18 protein-coding genes and 1 pseudogene are annotated in these 18,155 nt (G+C 65.9%); 11 read left to right on the top strand and 8 right to left on the bottom strand.

All coding sequences use genetic code 11. The features are described 5' to 3' along the window. Positions 1-48: 48 nt before the first annotated feature. The 4 genes from AADZ55_RS11835 to blaI form a co-directional block, all read right to left on the bottom strand. Positions 49-1,485, bottom strand: coding sequence for a GuaB1 family IMP dehydrogenase-related protein (locus tag AADZ55_RS11835; RefSeq protein WP_085326085.1), 1,437 nt, complete (start codon positions 1,483-1,485; stop codon positions 49-51). A 35-nt stretch (positions 1,486-1,520) separates the two neighbouring features. Continuing rightward, entirely contained in the window at positions 1,521-2,972 is a 1,452-nt protein-coding gene (gene gndA / locus AADZ55_RS11840; RefSeq protein WP_085326083.1) for an NADP-dependent phosphogluconate dehydrogenase, read from the bottom strand. Positions 2,973-3,064: 92 nt separating this feature from the next. Further along, positions 3,065-4,015 carry a M56 family metallopeptidase gene (locus AADZ55_RS11845; RefSeq protein WP_085326082.1) on the bottom strand — a complete coding sequence of 317 codons (951 nt, stop codon included), beginning with the start codon at positions 4,013-4,015 and terminating at the stop codon, positions 3,065-3,067. A 14-nt stretch (positions 4,016-4,029) separates the two neighbouring features. After that, positions 4,030-4,446 carry a transcriptional repressor BlaI gene (gene blaI / locus AADZ55_RS11850; protein WP_085326080.1) on the bottom strand — a complete coding sequence of 139 codons (417 nt, stop codon included), beginning with the start codon at positions 4,444-4,446 and terminating at the stop codon, positions 4,030-4,032. 420 nt (positions 4,447-4,866) lie between these two features. Between blaI and AADZ55_RS11855 the strand changes: the two genes are divergently transcribed. From AADZ55_RS11855 to AADZ55_RS11875, 5 genes are read left to right on the top strand one after another with little or no spacing between them, the layout of a single operon-like run. Continuing rightward, positions 4,867-5,286 (top strand): PaaI family thioesterase, encoded by a 420-nt coding sequence (locus tag AADZ55_RS11855; protein WP_085326078.1) that lies wholly within the window; start codon positions 4,867-4,869, stop codon positions 5,284-5,286. A gap of 48 nt (positions 5,287-5,334) precedes the next feature. Next, the gene (locus tag AADZ55_RS11860) at positions 5,335-5,637 is read left to right on the top strand and encodes an urease subunit gamma (RefSeq protein ID WP_085326076.1); all 303 of its coding nucleotides are present in this window, start codon (positions 5,335-5,337) and stop codon (positions 5,635-5,637) included. Then, positions 5,634-5,948 (top strand): urease subunit beta, encoded by a 315-nt coding sequence (locus AADZ55_RS11865; RefSeq protein ID WP_085326074.1) that lies wholly within the window; start codon positions 5,634-5,636, stop codon positions 5,946-5,948. The genes AADZ55_RS11860 and AADZ55_RS11865 overlap by 4 nt, the downstream gene beginning before the upstream one ends. Next, positions 5,948-7,669 carry an urease subunit alpha gene (locus AADZ55_RS11870; protein WP_085326072.1) on the top strand — a complete coding sequence of 574 codons (1,722 nt, stop codon included), beginning with the start codon at positions 5,948-5,950 and terminating at the stop codon, positions 7,667-7,669. The genes AADZ55_RS11865 and AADZ55_RS11870 overlap by 1 nt, the downstream gene beginning before the upstream one ends. Then, positions 7,669-8,304, top strand: coding sequence for an urease accessory protein UreF (locus tag AADZ55_RS11875; protein WP_085326070.1), 636 nt, complete (start codon positions 7,669-7,671; stop codon positions 8,302-8,304). The genes AADZ55_RS11870 and AADZ55_RS11875 overlap by 1 nt, the downstream gene beginning before the upstream one ends. Before the next feature lie 23 nt (positions 8,305-8,327). On the opposite strand, the gene AADZ55_RS11880 is transcribed toward AADZ55_RS11875, so the two are convergent. Beyond that, positions 8,328-9,155 carry a transposase gene (locus tag AADZ55_RS11880; RefSeq protein WP_119185024.1) on the bottom strand — a complete coding sequence of 276 codons (828 nt, stop codon included), beginning with the start codon at positions 9,153-9,155 and terminating at the stop codon, positions 8,328-8,330. A gap of 334 nt (positions 9,156-9,489) precedes the next feature. Between AADZ55_RS11880 and ureG the strand changes: the two genes are divergently transcribed. Then, positions 9,490-10,164 carry an urease accessory protein UreG gene (ureG, locus tag AADZ55_RS11885; protein WP_085326066.1) on the top strand — a complete coding sequence of 225 codons (675 nt, stop codon included), beginning with the start codon at positions 9,490-9,492 and terminating at the stop codon, positions 10,162-10,164. Next, positions 10,154-10,798, top strand: coding sequence for an urease accessory protein UreD (locus AADZ55_RS11890; protein ID WP_207569119.1), 645 nt, complete (start codon positions 10,154-10,156; stop codon positions 10,796-10,798). Before ureG ends, AADZ55_RS11890 begins: the two co-directional genes overlap by 11 nt. On the opposite strand, the gene AADZ55_RS11895 is transcribed toward AADZ55_RS11890, so the two are convergent. The 3 genes from AADZ55_RS11895 to AADZ55_RS11905 all read right to left on the bottom strand — a co-directional run bounded on the left by AADZ55_RS11895 (position 10,795) and on the right by AADZ55_RS11905 (position 13,966). Beyond that, positions 10,795-12,186 carry an NAD(P)/FAD-dependent oxidoreductase gene (locus AADZ55_RS11895; protein WP_085326064.1) on the bottom strand — a complete coding sequence of 464 codons (1,392 nt, stop codon included), beginning with the start codon at positions 12,184-12,186 and terminating at the stop codon, positions 10,795-10,797. The genes AADZ55_RS11890 and AADZ55_RS11895 overlap by 4 nt on opposite strands. Positions 12,187-12,325: 139 nt before the next feature. After that, the gene (locus AADZ55_RS11900) at positions 12,326-13,249 is read right to left on the bottom strand and encodes an LLM class F420-dependent oxidoreductase (protein WP_085326062.1); all 924 of its coding nucleotides are present in this window, start codon (positions 13,247-13,249) and stop codon (positions 12,326-12,328) included. Positions 13,250-13,288: 39 nt separating this feature from the next. Beyond that, the gene (locus AADZ55_RS11905; protein WP_085326123.1) at positions 13,289-13,966 is read right to left on the bottom strand and encodes an SDR family oxidoreductase; all 678 of its coding nucleotides are present in this window, start codon (positions 13,964-13,966) and stop codon (positions 13,289-13,291) included. 276 nt (positions 13,967-14,242) lie between these two features. Between AADZ55_RS11905 and modA the strand changes: the two genes are divergently transcribed. From modA to AADZ55_RS11925, 4 genes and pseudogenes are all read left to right on the top strand, one after another. After that, the gene (gene modA / locus AADZ55_RS11910) at positions 14,243-15,016 is read left to right on the top strand and encodes a molybdate ABC transporter substrate-binding protein (RefSeq protein WP_085326060.1); all 774 of its coding nucleotides are present in this window, start codon (positions 14,243-14,245) and stop codon (positions 15,014-15,016) included. 2 nt (positions 15,017-15,018) lie between these two features. Beyond that, complete coding sequence (locus tag AADZ55_RS11915) at positions 15,019-15,813, top strand: ABC transporter permease (protein ID WP_085326058.1); 795 nt, start codon at positions 15,019-15,021, stop codon at positions 15,811-15,813. Between the two features lie 9 nt (positions 15,814-15,822). After that, positions 15,823-16,932, top strand: a complete 1,110-nt coding sequence (locus AADZ55_RS11920) for a sulfate/molybdate ABC transporter ATP-binding protein (RefSeq protein WP_085326056.1) — start codon at positions 15,823-15,825, stop codon at positions 16,930-16,932. A gap of 98 nt (positions 16,933-17,030) precedes the next feature. Further along, positions 17,031-18,058, top strand: a pseudogene (locus tag AADZ55_RS11925) (alanine and proline-rich secreted protein Apa). Positions 18,059-18,155 lie beyond the last annotated feature (97 nt).

Here is an 18,155-nt window from a genome sequence, read left to right on the forward strand (position 1 = left end):
GACGTCCGTATGGCGGCGACGTGTTCGCGGCGGCCCGCACCAGCCGGGTCACCAGCCGAGGGGCAGCGGATGGCCCTCGGCGAAGCCCGCCGCCGACTGCACCCCGACCACGGCCCGCTCATGCAGCTCCGGCAGATTCGCGGCACCCACGTAGGTACAGGTGCTGCGCACGCCGGAGGTGATGTGGTCGATCAGGTCCTCCACCCCGCCGCGGTCGGGGTCGAGTCCCATCCGTGACGTCGAAATACCTTCCTCGAACAACGCCTTCCGAGCCCGGTCGAACTGGCTGTCCGCGCCGGTCCGGGCCACCACCGCCCGCTTGGACGCCATACCGTAGCTCTCCTTGTAGGGCTGATCGTCGCGGTCGCGCATCAGGTCTCCGGGGGACTCGTAGGTACCGGCGAACCAGGACCCAATCATCACGTTGGACGCACCCGCGGCCAGCGCCAGAGCCACATCGCGGGGATGGCGGATCCCGCCGTCAGCCCACACGTGACCACCGAGTTGCCGTGCAGCAGAAGCGCATTCGAGCACGGCGGAGAACTGCGGGCGGCCGACACCGGTCATCATTCGGGTGGTGCACATCGCACCGGGGCCGACACCGACTTTGACAATGTGCGCCCCAGCTGCCAGCAAGTCTCGAGTTCCCTCCGCCGACACCACGTTGCCCGCCGCCAGCGGCAAACCCAAGTCCAGCGAAGAGACGGCCTTGATCGCGTCGAGCGCCTTGACCTGGTGACCATGTGCGGTGTCGACGACCAGCACGTCGACGCCGGCTTCGGCGAGCGCGCGGGCCTTGGCACCCACGTCACCGGTGATACCGACGGCGGCGCCGATCCGCAGCCGGCCCGCGGTGTCGGTGGCCGGGGTGTAGATGCCGGCGCGGATCGCGCCGGTGCGGCTCAGCACGCCCGCCAACGTGCCGTCGGTGGTGGTCAGCACCGCGACGTCGATGGGGGCGTGCTCAAGCAGGTCGAAGATCTTGCGTGGATCGGTGCCCGCCGGGGCGGTCACATAGTCCGTCACGGCGATGTCGCGCACCCGGGTGAAGCGATCCACACCCAGGCAGGAGGATTCGCGCACCAATCCGATCGGGCGACCCTCGAAGACGACGACGGCCGCGCCATGTGCGCGCTTGTGGATGAGCGCCATGGCGTCGGACACCGAATCGTCGGGTGCCAGCATCACCGGTGTGTCGAGCACCAGGTCCCGCCCTTTGACGAACTCGACCGTCTGCTGCACCGCCGGGATCGGCAGATCCTGGGGCAAGATCACGATGCCACCGCGGCGGGCGATCGTCTCGGCCATCCGCCGCCCGGCTACCGCGGTCATGTTGGCGACCACCACCGGAATGGTGGTGCCCGAGCCGTCGGAGGTGGACAAATCGACGTCGAACCGCGATGCCACCTCGGATCGGTTCGGGACGACGAACACGTCGTTGTATGTCAGGTCGTATCCGGGCGGGTGCCCGTCCAGAAACCTCATTGCTGGCCTCTTACCCCCTTTTGGTTCTCACCCAGCTAGACCGGCACTTCGGTGCGGTCTCCACTCCATAGTGTGTGGAACTTGCCCGGTCCGTCGATCCGGCCGTAGGTGTGCGCGCCGAAAAAGTCGCGCTGAGCCTGGGTGAGTGCGGCCGGCAGCCGCTCGGTACGTAGCGCGTCGTAGTAGCACAGGGCCGACGAGAATCCGGGGGTCGGAATTCCCAGTTGGGCCGCCGTGGACACCACACGCCGCCAACTATCGATGGCCGATTCGACGGCGCTGCGGAAATACGGCGCAACAACCAGGCTGGCCAGGTTCGGATCGGCGTTGAAGGCTTCTTTGATGCGGTTGAGGAATTTCGCCCGGATGATGCAGCCGCCGCGCCAGATGGTAGCCAGGTCGCCCGGCGTGATGTCCCAGCCGAATTCGGCGCTACCGGCCTGGATCTGGTTGAAGCCTTGCGCGTAGGCCACGATCTTGGAGGCATACAGGGCCTGACGGATGTCTTCGGTGAACGTATCGCCGTCGGCGGGCCGCTCGCCTAGCTTGCCCGAGGCTAGCCCGGTGGCGGCCGAGCGTTGCTCCACGGAGCCCGAAAGGGCGCGGGCGAACACGGCCTCGGCAATTCCTGTCACCGGCACGCCCAGGTCCAGCGCGGACTTGACGGTCCACCGGCCGGTGCCTTTCTGCTCGGCCTGGTCCAGGATGACGTCGACCAGCGGTTTGCCGGTCTTGGCATCGGTCTGGCGCAGCACCTCGGCGGTGATCTCGACCAGGTAGCTGTCCAGATCGCCCTTGTTCCACTCGGTGAATACCTCGGCGATCTGCGGGGCGGTCAGACCCAGCCCGTCGCGCAGCAGTTGGTAGGCCTCGCCGATGAGCTGCATATCGGAGTACTCGATGCCGTTGTGGACCATCTTGACGAAATGCCCGGAGCCGTCCGGGCCGATGTGGGTGCAGCACGGCACGCCGTCGACGTGCGCGGAGATCTCCTCGAGCAGCGGGCCTAGCGATTGGTACGACTCGGCGGGCCCGCCGGGCATGATCGACGGCCCGTTCAACGCGCCCTCTTCGCCGCCGGAGATCCCGGCGCCGACGAAGTGCAAGCCACGCTCGCGCATCGCGTTCTCGCGGCGCATGGTGTCGGTGTACAAGGCATTGCCGCCGTCGATGATGATGTCACCGGGTTCCATGGCGTCGGCAAGGTCGTTGATGACGGCATCGGTCGGGTCACCGGCTTTGACCATGATCAGCACTCGACGCGGCTTCTCCAGAGCGGCAAGAAATTCGGGGATCGTTTCAGTGCGCACGAACTTTCCGTCCGAACCGTGCTCTTTCAGCAGGGCATCGGTCTTGGCGATGGACCGATTGTGCAGCGCCACGGTGTAGCCGTGCCGGGCGAAGTTCCGGGCGATGTTCGAACCCATCACGGCCAGGCCGGTGACGCCGATCTGCGCGGCTGCAGCTTGCGATCTCGACGAACTCATGTCCCGCCTCTCAGGTTGAAGAACTCTTGCACGCGCTTCGCACACACTGTGGCACAGCGGACTGGTCGCACTCCAAAGCGTTTCGGTTGCCGCTAGGCGATGAACAGCCGCTGCAATTGCGTGAGCCACGGTACGGCGAGCGCGACGGTGGGCACCACCAGCACGGCAGCCGCGGCCAAGTATGCGGTTAGGGACAGCATCCGGCTATTCCCACGTCCGGACAGCCGGCGCACTCGGAGCACCGTGCTGGGACCGCCCGCGGCCAACGCACCCGACGGCGCCGGCCCGGATGCGCAGGCGACCAAAGCCCGAGCCAGGGGAGTGCGCCCCGTAGCCCGTACCGCGGCGTCATCAGCCAGGAGCTCGACGAGCAGCTGCACCGCGCCCAGCGCATTGGCGCTGCGGACCAACCGCGGGAAAGCCGCGTGTACCGCGGTGAACGCCTCCAATACCAGATCGTGGCGGGCGCGCAGATGAGCTCGCTCATGGGTAAGAATCGCCGCGACCTCGGAATCGGTGAGCGTGGTCAATGTCCCTTCGCTGACCACAACCCGGCTGCGCACACCGGGCAGACAGTAGGCAAGCGGCTGCGCCACGTCCAAGACCCGAAGGTCGCGGGCCCGGGCGCAGGGCTGGGCAAACGCGGCATCGTGTCCGACCCCGACGAGATCGACCACCATGCGGTGGTGGGCGCGTCGTCGGCGGGTGGCGATGGCTACCCGCACCACGGCGACCACCAAGCGCGCACCGACCATCAGGGTCAGCGCAAAGACCGTGACATATGTCGCCCACAGCGGCCAGCCGAGGCGACCGGCGGCCCCGACGAAGCTGGTCGTTGGCCGTCCGTCCGGGCCCGGCATGAGCAGCCGGCTAGCGATCGCGATTCCGGCGCTGAACGACGAAAGCACCGCTGCCAAGGCAATGGCCTGCCACAGCACCATTGCGGCGCGCGGGGCGCGCAATGGCCACGTCGCTCGGGCCAGCAGGGCTGGGGTCGGGCCAGCCAGCAGCACCGCGAGGATGGTGAAGGCCAGCCCGGACACGCCGTTAGTCTCCCTCAGGCCTCCGCTTCAGCGCCAGCCGGCGGCGGATTACGATGACCCGCTTCCAATTCGGCGAGGGCACGCCGCAGCGCGTCCGCCTCGTCGGCGCCGACACGCTCGACGAAGTGCACCAGCGCGGCCTGCCTGCTGCCGGAGTCCTCGGCCTGGGCCAATGCATCGACCATCAGCCCCGCGACTAGTTCATCGCGGCCGTGCACCGGCGCATACCGGTGGGCCCGATCGTCGCGGATCTGTAGCACGAGGTTCTTCTTCGCCAACCGCTGCAGCACGGTCATCACTGTCGTGTAGGCAAGCTCGCGTCGCGCCGACAACGCTTCGTGGACTTGGCGAACGGTTTGGGGTTCCGGCGTGGACCACAAACGATCCATGACGGCGCGTTCCAGGTCCCCCAGCCGTGTCAGCTTGGCCATAGTTCGCTCATCTCCTGCGGGTTGAAACCAGCGTACTCCGGCTTACTACCGACCGTCGTACCAAAACGCGACTCGTGGCCCTGCCCGGTCGACAAGGCCCGCCGAATGGCGGCTTGTCCCAGCTAGATCATCCGCCCGGAGATGACTGTGACCCGCATAACAGCGCTCGCGTGGGCGTCTCGTCGTGCCACACGTCCGCAATAGCGCACACGCAATGCTTGCAAAATTAGGGCAGCCTTGCCTACTATTACTCTGGTCGAGCTACAACGACCGCGGCCGAGTCCTGAGGGCTGCAGTGACCCCCGGTCGACTCGATCGGCGAGCCCCGTGCCTGGTGCGCGGGGCTCGCCCGTTTCCGGCCCTGGCGAATTCGGCGTCGTAACACCTGCGCGCATCCTTCGATGGTGTAGACACGGGAGCGTGCAGCGATCGTCGGACTCAACGCCTCCGCCGGATTTCACCGCGCCTTTCGACAGCGTGTTGGGTCTGCGATTCACCGAACTGGGCCCCGACGGCGCCCGCGCGCACCTCGAGGTCAACCCCAGACTGTTGCAGCCGATGGGCGTCGTGCACGGCGGTGTCTACTGCTCCATGATCGAAAGCATGGCCAGCCTGGCCGCTTTTAGCTGGCTGGCCACGCATGGCGGCGGCAATGTCGTGGGGGTCAACAACAACACGGATTTTCTGCGTTCCATCAGCGCGGGGACGGTGTACGGCACCGCAGAACCACTGCATCGCGGTCGGCGGCAACAGCTGTGGTTGGTCACCATCACCGACGACACCGACCGGGTCGTCGCCCGCGGCCAAGTGCGGCTGCAGAACCTCGAGGCGCAGCCGTAGCGCTCTCGAGGCTGCTGAAGCCACCCAGGCGTGGCAGGATCGCAGAACATGCGCCTGACGCCGCACGAACAGGAGCGATTGCTGCTGTCCTACGCCGCGGAGTTGGCCCGCCGGCGTCGGGCCCGCGGCCTGCGCCTCAATCACCCGGAAGCCATTGCGGTCATCACCGACCACGTCCTGGAAGGCGCGCGCGACGGCCGCTCCGTCGCAGAGTTGACGGTAAGCGGCCGTGAGGTGCTCGGCCGCGACGATGTGATGGAGGGAGTGCCTGAGATGCTTGCAGAGGTGCAGGTGGAGGCGACGTTTCCGGACGGTACCAAGTTGGTCACCGTCCACCAGCCGCTCGCATGATCCCGGGTGAAATCTTCTATGGCAGCGGCGATATCGAAATGAATGCAGCAGCACTCCAACACCTGGAGCTGCAGATCGTCAACACCGGAGATCGTCCGGTGCAGGTCGGCAGCCATGTCCACCTTCCGCAGGCCAATCGGGCGCTGTCGTTCGATCGCGCGGCGGCCCACGGCTATCGTCTGGACATTCCGGCGGCCACCGCGGTCCGGTTCGAGCCAGGCGTGCCCCTAGTCGTCGGGTTGGTTCCGCTACGCGGACGGCGTGAGGTGCACGGCCTGACGCTGAATCCACCTGGACGACTGGACATTTGATGGTGAAGCTGTCCAGGGAGCGCTACGCGCAGCTATTCGGCCCGACCACCGGTGACCGGATCCGGCTGGCCGACACCGACCTCCTGGTGGAGATCACCGAAGACCGGTCCGGGGGACCGGGACTGGCCGGCGACGAGGCGGTGTTCGGCGGCGGCAAGGTGCTGCGTGAGTCCATGGGGCAGGGACTCGCGAGCCGGGCCGAGGGCGCTCCCGACACGGTGATCACCGGCGCCGTGATCATCGACTACTGGGGAATCATCAAGGCCGACATCGGAATTCGGGATGGCCGCATCGTCGGAATCGGAAAGGCCGGTAACCCCGACATCATGACGGGTGTGCATCGGGACCTCGTGATCGGAGCGTCGACCGATCTCATTAAGGGCAACGGGCGCATCCTAACCGCAGGCGCCATCGACTGTCACGTGCACTTGATCTGCCCGCAGATCATCACCGAAGCACTCTGCGCGGGCACGACGACAATTATCGGCGGCGGCACCGGTCCCAGCTTAGGCACCAAGGCCACCACCGTCACTCCCGGCGAGTGGCACCTAGCCAGGATGCTGGAGGCACTGGATTCCTGGCCGGTGAACTTCGCACTGCTCGGCAAGGGAAACACCGTGAACACCGAGGCGTTGTGGGAGCAACTGCGAGGTGGCGCATCGGGTTTCAAATTGCACGAGGATTGGGGGTCTACACCCGCGGCAATCGATACCTGCCTGACTGTCGCGGAGGCGGCCGGCGTTCAGGTTGCGCTGCACAGCGACACCCTCAATGAGATGGGGTTTGTCGAAGACACCATTGCCGCGATCGCGGGCCGTTCGATTCACGCCTATCACACCGAAGGCGCCGGCGGCGGGCACGCACCGGACATCATCACCGTCGCGGGCCAGCCGAATGTACTACCCAGCTCCACCAACCCGACCCGCCCGCATACGGTCAACACCCTCGACGAGCACCTCGACATGCTGATCGAGTGTCATCACCTCAACCCCCGGATACCGGAGGATCTGGCCTTCGCAGAAAGCCGGATCCGGCCGTCCACTATCGCGGCAGAAGATCTGTTGCACGACATTGGCGCCATCTCGATGATCGGCAGCGATTCCCAGGCGATGGGCCGCGTGGGCGAAGTGGTGCTGCGCACCTGGCAGACCGCACATGTGATGAAAACGCGCCGCGGAGCACTTGCCGGTGACGGTTCGGCCGACAACATGCGTGTCCGGCGCTACGTCGCTAAGTACACCATCTGCCCTGCCATCGCACACGGCTTGGACCACGAGATCGGTTCGGTGGAGGTGGGAAAGCTTGCCGACCTGGTGATTTGGGAGCCGGCGTTCTTCGGGGTCCGGCCGCATACCGTGCTCAAAGGCGGCGCGATCGCCTGGGCGGCGATGGGCGATGCAAACGCGTCGATACCAACCCCCCAACCGGTGCTCCCGCGACCGATGTTCGGTGCGGCTACGGCAACCGCGGCAGCCACCTCGGTGCACTTCGTCGCCCCACAAGCCATCGACGCGCGCCTGGCGGACCGGCTCGCGGTCAATCGTCGGCTAATGCCGGTGAACGACGTACGCGCAGTGGGCAAAGCCGATCTGCCGCTCAATGCCACCTTACCGAGCATCGAGGTCGATCCCGACACCTTCACCGTGCGAATCGACGGTCAGGTATGGCAACCACAACCGGCCGCCGAACTCCCAATGGCACAACGGTATTTCCTGTTCTAATGACTTCCCTGGCAGTGCTTCTCACCCTCGCGGACTCGCGACTGCCCACTGGTGCGCACGTGCACTCGGGTGGTATCGAAGAAGCCATTGCCAGGGGTATGGTGACCAACCTGGCTAGCCTGGAAGCGTTCCTGAAACGGCGGATCCGCACCCACGGACTGGTCACGGCGTCGATCGCAGCCGCGGTGCACCGGGGTGATCTGGCGATTGACGACGCCGACCGCGAAACCGACGCGCGAACACCGGCTCCCGCGGCCAGGCACGCTTCACGCAGCCAGGGCCGGGGGCTGAACCGGCTGGCACGGCTGGTTTGGCCCGATTCACACTGGGAAGACCTCGGCCCGAGGCCGCATCTGGCGGTGGCCGCGGGCCGCATCGGAGCGATCAGCGCACTCACCCCTGCGCACACCACGCTGCACATCGTCTATACCACGATGACCGGCTCGGCCACCGCGGCCCAGCGACTGCTGGCGCTCGATCCTGCCCAGGTGGCCATTCTGACCTTCCGGCTGTCCGAACTGTGCGAACACATCGCGGCTGAGGCAACTGCGGGACTGGCAGACTTGTCTGACCCGCTACTCGACACGCTCGCACAGCGTCACGCCGAACGCGACCGTCCCCTGTTTGCCTCCTGAAAGACATTTCACGAAGTTAAAAGTCAAGCCGCGAGCTGGAGAGGGGGTGGAAGCGCCCGATGTTCGTCGTAGAGCTGGCCGGTGTGCAGGCAGTGGTGGAGTTGGCCGAGGAATTTGTTGAACAGGTGTGGTTGGGCTTGGCGGTTCCAGTCGCCGGCGGCGCGGCGGGCGTCATGGTGTCGGCGGGCGCCGGGAGAGGCACGCTGCGATCCCAGTGCCCATATTGGGCGGACGGCAGCCAGCCGCCGGTTTTTGATATGCCGGTGCAGGACAACGGTTTTCTTGCCGCTCGCGCGAGTGATGGGTGCCGATCCGGCGAAGGCTTTCAATCCGCGGGCTTCGGCGAATCGGGAGCGGTCATCACCGATCTCGGCGAGCACCCGGTCACCGGTAGGCATTCCCAGGCCGGGGAAGCTGGTGATGGTGGTGGCGTGCGGGTGCTGGTCAAAATGAGCGGTCGCCGCCTCGGCGAGTTCATCGGCGGCGATGCAGGCGGCGTGGAATTGACGCAGCAGAGCCGACAGTTGAATACCCATCGCGTTCTTTGCGACCGGTGGTTGGTGCAGGTAGGTGGCGGTGAAGACCTGCCTGAGGCGTTCGGTGTCGCGGTCGAGATTGCGTCGGCGACCGAGGGCACGGTCGGTTTCTATTGCGACCGGGATCGGATCGGAAGCGTTGTCGCCGGCGTCGGCCAGCAGTGTCAACAACGCGGCGAATCCGGCGGCGTCGTTGCTGACCCGGCTGCGCGCCACCACGCGGCCGTCGTGGTCGACCACTGCAACGTCGTGATGGTCTGTGGCCCAATCTATTCCGCAGTACAGTCCCACGTTCTCCTCACGCCTTCGATCCATCGCTGTGCCGTTACCGGTGGATTCAGGCGGCGCCCTAATCGTGGGACTCAAAGGTCCGTCATCTCACTAGCCGTCCGTGACTCCAGCGCACTGCAGGACTTCGTTCTGTCGAAGAGCTCAAGGCTCGGGAACAACTATCAGGAAGTCAACCCTGTGGCGGCTCGGGCAACGAAATCTCACCACCCGCGAAGTTGGCTCTGTCGCCAGGCGCGCCGTTCTTTCAGACGTCGTCGAACGACGGGAAGCACACGGGCGTCGCCGGGCGGCAGACCGAACAGGAACAGCCCCAGTCACATGACCAATCAACCCTTCCCAACAAACGATTAGGTAAGACATGGCAACACATTCCCATCCCCACTCCCACACTCACCTCGATCGACCAAAGCGGGTCCGCGAACCGGGCGAGCCGCTGCGCATCGGCGTCGGCGGCCCGGTCGGGTCCGGCAAAACCGCACTGGTTGCGGCGCTATGCCGGCGTTTACGGGACGAGCAGTCGCTGGCGGTGCTGACCAACGACATCTACACCACCGAGGACGCCGACTTCCTGCGCAAACATGCGGTGCTGCCCGACGAGCGCATCGCGGCTGTGCAGACCGGCGGCTGCCCGCACACCGCGATCCGCGACGACATAACCGCGAACCTGGACGCGATCGACGACTTGATTGCCGCCCACGATGCGCTGGACCTGATCCTGGTCGAATCCGGCGGCGACAACCTAACGGCCACCTTCTCTTCGGGCTTGGTGGACGTGCAGATCTTCGTCATCGACGTGGCCGGCGGTGACAAGGTGCCACGCAAGGGCGGTCCGGGGGTGACCTATTCGGATTTGTTGGTGATCAACAAAACTGACCTGGCTCCGCTCGTGGGCGCCGACCTGGGGGTGATGGCGCGCGACGCCGACGCGGTACGCGACGGCCGTCCGACGGTGCTGCAATCGTTGACCGAGGACCCAGCTGCCAGCGATGTCTTGGCCTGGGTTCGTAGTCAACTGACCGCCAATGGATTCTAAGGTCCTGGTGGTCGCTTCGCTAAATCGGTTGCCCCGCATCGACTGTCGTGGCGGCATCCAGGCACGCCGCACCGCGCCCGACACCGTGCACCTGGTGTCGGCGGCCGCCACCCCGCTGGGTGGCGACACCATAGAAATCCGGGTGATTGTGGAGCGGGGTGCCCGGCTCCAGCTACGCAGCGCCGCCGCCACGGTGGCACTGCCCGGCGCGGATACCCCGACGTCGCGCGCTTGCTGGGAGATCGACGTCACCGGGACCCTGGACGTGGATCTTGAGCCGACCCTCGTCGCCGCTTCAGCCCGGCATCTGTCATATGTCGCCCTGCGCCTGCACGACGATGGCCGGGTCCGCTTCCGAGAGCGCGTGCAGATTGGCAGATGCAATGAGTGGGAAGGGTTCTGGTCTGGATCGCTGCAAGCCAACCGGAATGGCCGCCCCCTGCTGCGCCACCGGGTGGAGGTGGGCGCCGGGTCGCTGGCCGACGACGTTATCGCGGCACCTCGCGCCACTATCAGTGAATTGCGCTATCCAGCAACGGCATTCACCGATGCCATCGATGCACGATCGACGGTTCTAGCGTTAGCCGGCGGCGGAACGCTCAGCACCTGGCAGGCTGACCGGCTGGCTGGTTAACTGGCCACCTTGGCGCTCGCTGCCGCGTCCTGTGCCTCGGCCGCAAGTTCCGCCAGCTGTTCGAGCCGCGTTCGCGCGAACGCCTGCTGGTCGGTAATGGTCAGCTGGCCGCGCCGAGTGCTCAAAAAGGTCACCGTCCATGACAGCAGCGTGGTGATCTTGGTTTTGAACCCGATCAGGTACACCAGGTGTAGCACTAGCCAAATCAGCCAGGCGACAAAGCCGCTGAACTCAACCGGACCGATCTTGGCCACCGCGGAAAACCGCGACACCGTGGCCATGGAACCCTTGTCGAAGTACTGAAATGGCTCACGCTCGGCTGGATTGGCTCCGGCGAGTTCGGCCTTGATGGTGCCGGCGACATATTTCGCCCCCTGGATGGCGCCCTGGGCTACTCCCGGAACACCCTCGACTGCAGCCATGTCGCCCACCACGAAGACGTTCGGGTACCCGGGGAGCGATAGGTCGGGCAGCACTTGGACCCGGCCGGCCCGGTCGAGCTCGGCGGCCGACTGTTCGGCGAGGTCCCTGCCGAGCCGACTGGCCGAGACGCCGGCGGACCAGACTTTGCAGGCCGACTCGATGCGTCGGATGGTGCCGTCGGAGTCCTTGACGGTGATGCCGTTGCGGTCGACGTCGGTGACCATCGCGCCCAGCTGGATTTCCACACCGAGTTTCTGCAACCGGGCCGCCGCCCGTCGACCGAGCTTTTCGCCCATCGGCGGCAGCACCGCGGGTGCGGCGTCGAGCAGAATCACCCGCGCCTTGGTCGAGTCGATGTGCCGGAACGCGCCCTTGAGGGTGTGCTCGGCCAGTTCGGCGATCTGTCCGGCCATTTCGACACCGGTGGGGCCTGCCCCGACAACGGTGAAAGTCAGCAGCTTGGCCCGTCGTTCCGGATCGCTGGACCGTTCGGCCTGCTCGAATGCGCTCAATATCCGGCCGCGCAACTCCAACGCGTCGTCGATCGACTTCATGCCGGGTGCGAATTCGGCGAAATGGTCATTGCCGAAATATGACTGGCCCGCGCCAGCGGCGACGATGAGGCTGTCGTAGGGGGTTTCGTAGCTGTGACCGAGCAACTCCGAGATGACGCACTGCCGGGCGAGATCGATGTGAGTGACGTTGCCCAGCAGCACCTGGACGTTGCGCTGCTTGCGCAGCACGACCCGCGTCGGTGGAGCGATTTCCCCCTCGGAGATGATCCCGGTGGCCACCTGGTACAGCAACGGCTGGAATAGGTGATGGGTGGTGCGCGCGATCAGCTTGACGTCGACGTCGGCCCGCTTGAGTTTCTTTGCCGCATTCAGCCCGCCGAACCCAGAACCGACGATGACAACTCGATGTCGACGACGTGGTTCAGCTGTGGGTTCTTGCTGTGGACTCATGTTCCGCTGCTCCTGACGGGGTCACCTCGATGAGCGAACTCAGTTAGCTACTACGGTAGTCAACCCGACCCCCGGAGGCCCAACTGAGGACGTGTGTAATCAGCCACACCGACGGTGGGCCGCGTTAGTTGCCCGGTGCCTACCCGCCGAGCAACGGACGCAACGCCTCTGCGGCGGTGCTGATGACCCCGGGCGTGTAGCCGTGCGGGGCCAAGTTGATGATCAATCCGTCGATACCGGCGTCGAGCACCTTGGCCTGGACTTGGTCGGCGATCTGTGCCGGCCCGCCCACCACCATGCGCCCGCTCACCTGCTCGGGAAGCGCATCCTGGGTGACGTTCTCATCGATCATTACCGTCAGCATCAGACTGGTCTCCAGCGTCGACCGGTCCCGGCCGGCCTCGTCGCACCGCGCGGCCAGTGCCTTCACTTTGCGCGGCAGCTCGTCAAGCGCCGCCACAATGTTGAGATGGTCGGCGCACCGGGCAGCGATCGCGAACGTCTTCTTCTCCCCACCGCCGCCGATCATGATTGGGATGCGGTCGCGATAGCGCGGCTCGGCCGTCGCGGATTCGGTGGTGTACCAATCGCCGGAAAAAGTCGGACGCTCACCCTTGATCATTGGCTCAAGAATCTGCAGCGCCTCCTCGAGCCGGTTGAACCGGTCGGTGAACGTGCCGAACTCGAAGCCGAGCTGGCGGTGTTCGAGCTCAAACCAACCGGCCCCGATGCCGAGGATCGCCCGGCCGGCGCTCACCACATCGAGGGTGGTGATGATCTTTCCGAGCAGGGTCGGATTGCGGTAGGTGTTGCCGGTTACCAACGTGCCCAGCTGCAGCCGCTCGGTCGCGGTGGCCAGCGCACCGAGGGCGGTGTAGGCCTCCAACATCGGCTGGTCGGGCGCCCCCAACATCGGCAGTTGGTAGAAGTGATCCATCACGAATAGTGAGTCGAAACCGGCCGCTTCGGCCTCACGTGCCTGGGCGAGGACAGACGGGAAAAGCTTCTCCACCCCGGTGCCGTACGAAAAGTTGGGGATCTGAAGACCAAGCCGAATAGCCACGTTTTCTACCGTAGCGATGCCACCGGTAAGCGAGGTGGCTCAGCCGAAGTGAGCCAGCGCGCCGTGGCTGACATGCAGCGTCTGACCCGTGATGTGGCGAGCCGCGGGGGTGGTGAGGAACAGCGCCAACCGCGCGATCTCCGCCGCGACGGGCGCGGGCGTGCGCGAAAGGCCTTCGTAACCGTTCTGCGCACCACGCCCGCAAGCGACGGCATTGATGGTGATCCCGCGAGTGCCGAAAACCGCGGCCTGACCCTCGATCCAATTCGACAGAGCCGCCTTGATTGCGGCGTCGGGGCCGCCGGCAGGCGGGTTCTCGGCCACCACACTCACAATCGAGCCACCCGAGCGCAGATGGTCGCCCACGGATTGCACCGTCAGCACCGTCGACAGGACCGTCGCGTCGAGCGCATTCCGCCACACATTGGCCGTGTCGGACACCGAGTAGGCACGGGGGTCACCGGCATCCCAGGCCGGCGCCGGCACGTTGACGATGGTGTCCAGGTGATGGGGGAATAATTCCCGGGCCTCGGTGAGGCTGGTCGGGTCGGTGGTGTCGCACACGATGGCGTCCACGTCAAGTTCCTTTGCGACGACCTCGAGGTCGCCACGGCGGCCACCCACCAGCGTTACCTTGTGACCGTCGTCGCGAAAGCCTTCGGCTATTGTGCGCCCCAGGTCGGTGTCCCCGCCGGTGACCAACACCTCCACTGCCATGACCTCCTCGTGTTCAACGTTGAACCCAGACCCTGGCAAGTTCACCAGCGCTTGCACGTCAGCTCGGCGCGTCAATCATCGTTTCGATGGTGGCACACCACAGGACCGTTGCCTGGGATCTCGGCGTTTATGGCGTTAACCCCCATAGATGTTACTGGACAGTAGCTATTCGACGAAACTCCCGCCCGCCACGACGCGCACACGATCTTGATAACTATTCAGGCGCGCTCAGCGGGCCCCTAACGGCCCGCATCGTTGCCGGGCTAGGTTTGGCCAATGCGCCGGATCCGGATGCTGGCTGGTTTGCTATCAACACTGCTGGTCGGAGGCCTGTTGGCAGCCTGCAGCGCGCAGTCGCCGTCGTCGTCGCCCGGCGCTCGATCGATCGTGGTGTTCGCCGCGGCCTCACTGCAACCGGCGTTCACTCAAATCAGCGAGCAATTCAAAACCGACAACCAAGGGGTCAACGTCGACTTCGCTTTCGCGGGTTCTTCCGAGTTGGCCACCCAGCTGGCCCACGGCGCGACCGCCGACGTCTTTGCCTCCGCGGACACCACGCAGATGGACGCGGTCGCTAACGCGGGGTTGCTGGCCGGGCATGCGACGAATTTCGCCGCCAACACGCTGGTCATCGTTGCGGCTGCAGGAAATCCGAAGAAGATCGGATCTTTCGCCGACCTCACGCAGCCCGGGCTCGACGTCGTGGTCTGCCAGCAGCCGGTGCCATGCGGCTCGGCGACTCGGTGGATCGAAGAGGCCACCGGGATCCACCTCAACCCGGCCAGTCAGGAGCCCAGCGTGACCGATGTCCTCAGCAAGGTCGTCACCGGGCAAGCCGATGCCGGGTTGGTCTACGTCACCGACGCGCTCAGCGCCGGAACCAAAGTGGCGACCGTCCGGTTTCCCGAAGCCGCCGGTGCGGTGAATGTCTACCCCATCGCGGTGTTGAAACGGGCACCCCAGCCCGTGCTGGCGCAGAAGTTCGTAGCCATGGTGACCACCGAGACAGGTCGCAAGATCCTGGATCGGTCGGGCTTCGCCAAGCCCTGACGATGCACTCGCCTCCGGATCTACCCCGCTGGGTATACCTCCCCGCAGCCACGGGGATCGCATTCGTGGTATTGCCTCTGGTCGCGATCGCGGTCAAGGTCGATTGGCCGCATTTCTGGGGGCTGATCACCAGCCCGTCCTCCAAGACCGCCCTCTTACTCAGCGTGAAGACGGCTGCGGCGAGCACGGTACTGTGCGTATTTCTCGGGGTCCCGATGGCGCTGGTACTGGCCCGCAGCAACGGACGGCTGATGCGGTTGCTGCGACCATTGATGCTGTTGCCGCTGGTGCTGCCGCCGGTAGTCGGGGGCATCGCGCTGCTCTACGCGTTCGGCCGGCTCGGCTTGATCGGGCAATACCTGGAGGCCGCCGGTATCAGCATCGCGTTCAGCACGACAGCTGTTGTCCTGGCCCAAACCTTCGTCTCGTTGCCGTTTCTGGTGATTTCCCTCGAGGGTGCCGCCCGCACTGCCGGAGCCGACTACGAGGTAGTGGCGGCGACACTCGGGGCACGGCCCAGCACGATCTGGTGGCGAGTCACCCTGCCGCTACTGCTCCCGGGCATGGTGTCCGGGTCAGTGCTGGCATTCGCCCGCTCGCTGGGAGAGTTCGGCGCGACACTGACCTTTGCCGGGTCCCGGCAAGGGGTCACTCGCACACTTCCACTGGAGATCTACTTGCAGCGGGTGACCGACCCGGACGCGGCGGTGGCATTGTCGCTCTTGCTCGTTGCGGTGGCGGCCCTGGTGGTGCTGGGCCTGGGCGCTCGCACGTTGACCGGAACAAATACGAGGTAAGCCGGTCATATGAGCGAGCTTCAGCTGCGCGCGGTCATCGCAGGCCGCGATCTGGACGTTGACTTCTCGGTGTCCGCGGGCGAGGTGCTCGCAGTGCTCGGCCCCAACGGCGCGGGCAAGTCCACCGCCCTGCATGTCATCGCCGGGCTGGTCCGCCCCGATGCGGGCTTGGTGCGGTTGGGGGAGCGCGTCTTGACCGACACCGAGGCCGGGGTGAATGTGGCGACCCATGAACGCCGAGTCGGGTTGCTGCTGCAAGACCCGTTGTTGTTTCCACACCTGACCGTGGCCAAGAACGTGGCCTTCGGACCACAGTGTCGCCGCAGGCTGTTTGGGTCCGGGCGCGGCAGGGAAAAGCCGTCGGCACTGCGGTGGCTGCGCGAGGTCGACGCCGAGCAGTTCGCCGACCGCAAGCCGCGTCAGCTATCTGGCGGCCAAGCCCGGCGCGTCGCCATTGCGCGAGCGCTAGCGGCAGAACCGGACGTGCTGCTGCTCGACGAGCCCCTGACCGGCCTCGACGTGGCCGCGGCTGCGGGCATCCGAGCGGTGCTGCGCAGCGTGGTCACGCGCAGCGGCTGTGCGGTTGTCATGACGACCCATGACCTGCTCGACGTGTTCACGCTGGCCGACCGGGTACTGGTGCTCGAGTCCGGGAAGATCGCCGAGATCGGCCCGGTCTCCGAAGTGCTCACGGCACCTCGCAGTCGTTTCGGAGCCCGCATCGCCGGAATCAACCTAGTCAATGGGACCATTGACTCCGACGGCTCGCTGCGCACCCAGTCCGGCGCTCACTGGTACGGAACCCCGGTCCATGATCTGACCAGCAAGCAGGATGCAATCGCGGTGTTCCCGCCGACCGCGGTGGCGGTGTATCAACATGCGCCGCATGGAAGCCCGCGCAATATCGTCGAGCTGACGGTGGCGGAGGTCGACACCCGCGGACCCGGGGTCCTGGTGCGCGGCGACGATCAGCCCGGTGGCGCGCCCGGCCTTGCCGCATGCATCACTGTCGATGCCGCGGCGGAACTGCGCTTGGCGCCCGGATCGCGCGTGTGGTTCAGCGTCAAGGCGCATGAAGTTGCCCTGCACGCGGCACCGCACCGACACGCTAATCCATGAGCCAACCTTGGCCCTGCCATGGACCACCGCAGACATCGAAATCGCATCTTCAGCACGCCGTCCTTGATTCGCGGCGTTAACACGGTAGGTTCTTCGCCATGCATCAGGTGGACCCGAATGTGACACGTCGCAGGGGACTATGGGCGACGCTGGCCATCGCCGCGATTTCCAGTGCCAGCGTTGTCACCATTGCGTTGCCCGCGACCTCCAACGCGGATCCGGAGCCAGTGCCGCCGGTACCCACGACGGCCCCCCCGTCGCCGACCGCTGCAGCGACACCCGCGCCGGCATCGCCACCGGCCGCCACCAACACGCCGAATGCCCAGCCGGGCGATCCCAACGCGGCACCCCCGCCGGCCGATCCGAACGCGCCGCCGCCACCTGTCATCGACCCGAACGCGCCGCCCCCGCCCGTCGTCGACCCGAACGCGCCCCAGCCGGTCCGGATCGACAACGCTGTCGGCGGATTCAGCTTCGTGCTACCTGCTGGTTGGGTGGAGTCAGACGCGTCCCATCTCGACTACGGTTCGGCGTTGCTTAGCAAGGTGATCGGCAATCCGCCACTGCCCGGACAGGCGCCTCCAGTGGCCAACGACACCCGCATCGTGCTCGGGCGGCTGGACCAAAAGCTCTACGCCAGCGCCGAAACCACCAACCCCAAGGCGGCGGTCCGGTTGGGCTCGGACATGGGTGAGTTCTTTTTGCCCTACCCCGGTACGCGGATCAACCAGGAAACCATCCCACTCGACGCCAATGGGGTGTCGGGAAGCGCTTCGTACTATGAAGTCAAGTTCAGCGATCCGAGTAAGCCGAACGGCCAGATCTGGACGGGCGTAATCGGCTCACCCGCAGCCACCACACCCGACGCCGGCCCCCCCAGCGCTGGTTTGTCGTGTGGCTAGGAACCGCCAACAACCCGGTGGACAAGGGCGCAGCCAAGATATTGGCCGAGTCGATCCGACCTTGGACAGCACCGCCGCCGCCCGCCCCGGCACCAGCACCGGGAGAGCCGGCACCGGCACCGGCCCCGGTACCAGCGCCTGTCCCGGCGCCTGCACCGGCCCCCGCCGGGGAAGTCACTCCTACCCCAACGACGCCGACACCGCAGCGGACCCTCCCGGCCTGACCGGACCTGGCCGACGGACCGTCGCCAAGCGACCGCCAAATCGTTACGCAGACGCGGTATACCGATATCACGGCCCGGTATTGGGCTGGGCTTCGCC

The sequence above is a fragment of the Mycobacterium decipiens genome, from assembly GCF_963853665.1.
GTDB classification, from domain to species: domain Bacteria; phylum Actinomycetota; class Actinomycetes; order Mycobacteriales; family Mycobacteriaceae; genus Mycobacterium; species Mycobacterium decipiens.

Excerpts from the sequence above, each read along its gene's own strand:
- AADZ55_RS11860 (WP_085326076.1), top strand. The coding sequence starts at position 5,335 with ATGCGCCTGACGCCGCACGAACAGGAGCGATTGCTGCTGTCCTACGCC.
- modA (WP_085326060.1), top strand. The coding sequence starts at position 14,243 with ATGCGCCGGATCCGGATGCTGGCTGGTTTGCTATCAACACTGCTGGTC.
- AADZ55_RS11875 (WP_085326070.1), top strand. The coding sequence starts at position 7,669 with ATGACTTCCCTGGCAGTGCTTCTCACCCTCGCGGACTCGCGACTGCCC.
- AADZ55_RS11870 (WP_085326072.1), top strand. The coding sequence starts at position 5,948 with ATGGTGAAGCTGTCCAGGGAGCGCTACGCGCAGCTATTCGGCCCGACC.
- AADZ55_RS11835 (WP_085326085.1), bottom strand. The coding sequence starts at position 1,485 with ATGAGGTTTCTGGACGGGCACCCGCCCGGATACGACCTGACATACAAC.
- blaI (WP_085326080.1), bottom strand. The coding sequence starts at position 4,446 with ATGGCCAAGCTGACACGGCTGGGGGACCTGGAACGCGCCGTCATGGAT.
- AADZ55_RS11895 (WP_085326064.1), bottom strand. The coding sequence starts at position 12,186 with ATGAGTCCACAGCAAGAACCCACAGCTGAACCACGTCGTCGACATCGA.
- ureG (WP_085326066.1), top strand. The coding sequence starts at position 9,490 with ATGGCAACACATTCCCATCCCCACTCCCACACTCACCTCGATCGACCA.
- AADZ55_RS11880 (WP_119185024.1), bottom strand. The coding sequence starts at position 9,155 with ATGGATCGAAGGCGTGAGGAGAACGTGGGACTGTACTGCGGAATAGAT.
- AADZ55_RS11865 (WP_085326074.1), top strand. The coding sequence starts at position 5,634 with ATGATCCCGGGTGAAATCTTCTATGGCAGCGGCGATATCGAAATGAAT.
- AADZ55_RS11890 (WP_207569119.1), top strand. The coding sequence starts at position 10,154 with ATGGATTCTAAGGTCCTGGTGGTCGCTTCGCTAAATCGGTTGCCCCGC.
- AADZ55_RS11905 (WP_085326123.1), bottom strand. The coding sequence starts at position 13,966 with ATGGCAGTGGAGGTGTTGGTCACCGGCGGGGACACCGACCTGGGGCGC.
- AADZ55_RS11915 (WP_085326058.1), top strand. The coding sequence starts at position 15,019 with ATGCACTCGCCTCCGGATCTACCCCGCTGGGTATACCTCCCCGCAGCC.
- gndA (WP_085326083.1), bottom strand. The coding sequence starts at position 2,972 with ATGAGTTCGTCGAGATCGCAAGCTGCAGCCGCGCAGATCGGCGTCACC.
- AADZ55_RS11920 (WP_085326056.1), top strand. The coding sequence starts at position 15,823 with ATGAGCGAGCTTCAGCTGCGCGCGGTCATCGCAGGCCGCGATCTGGAC.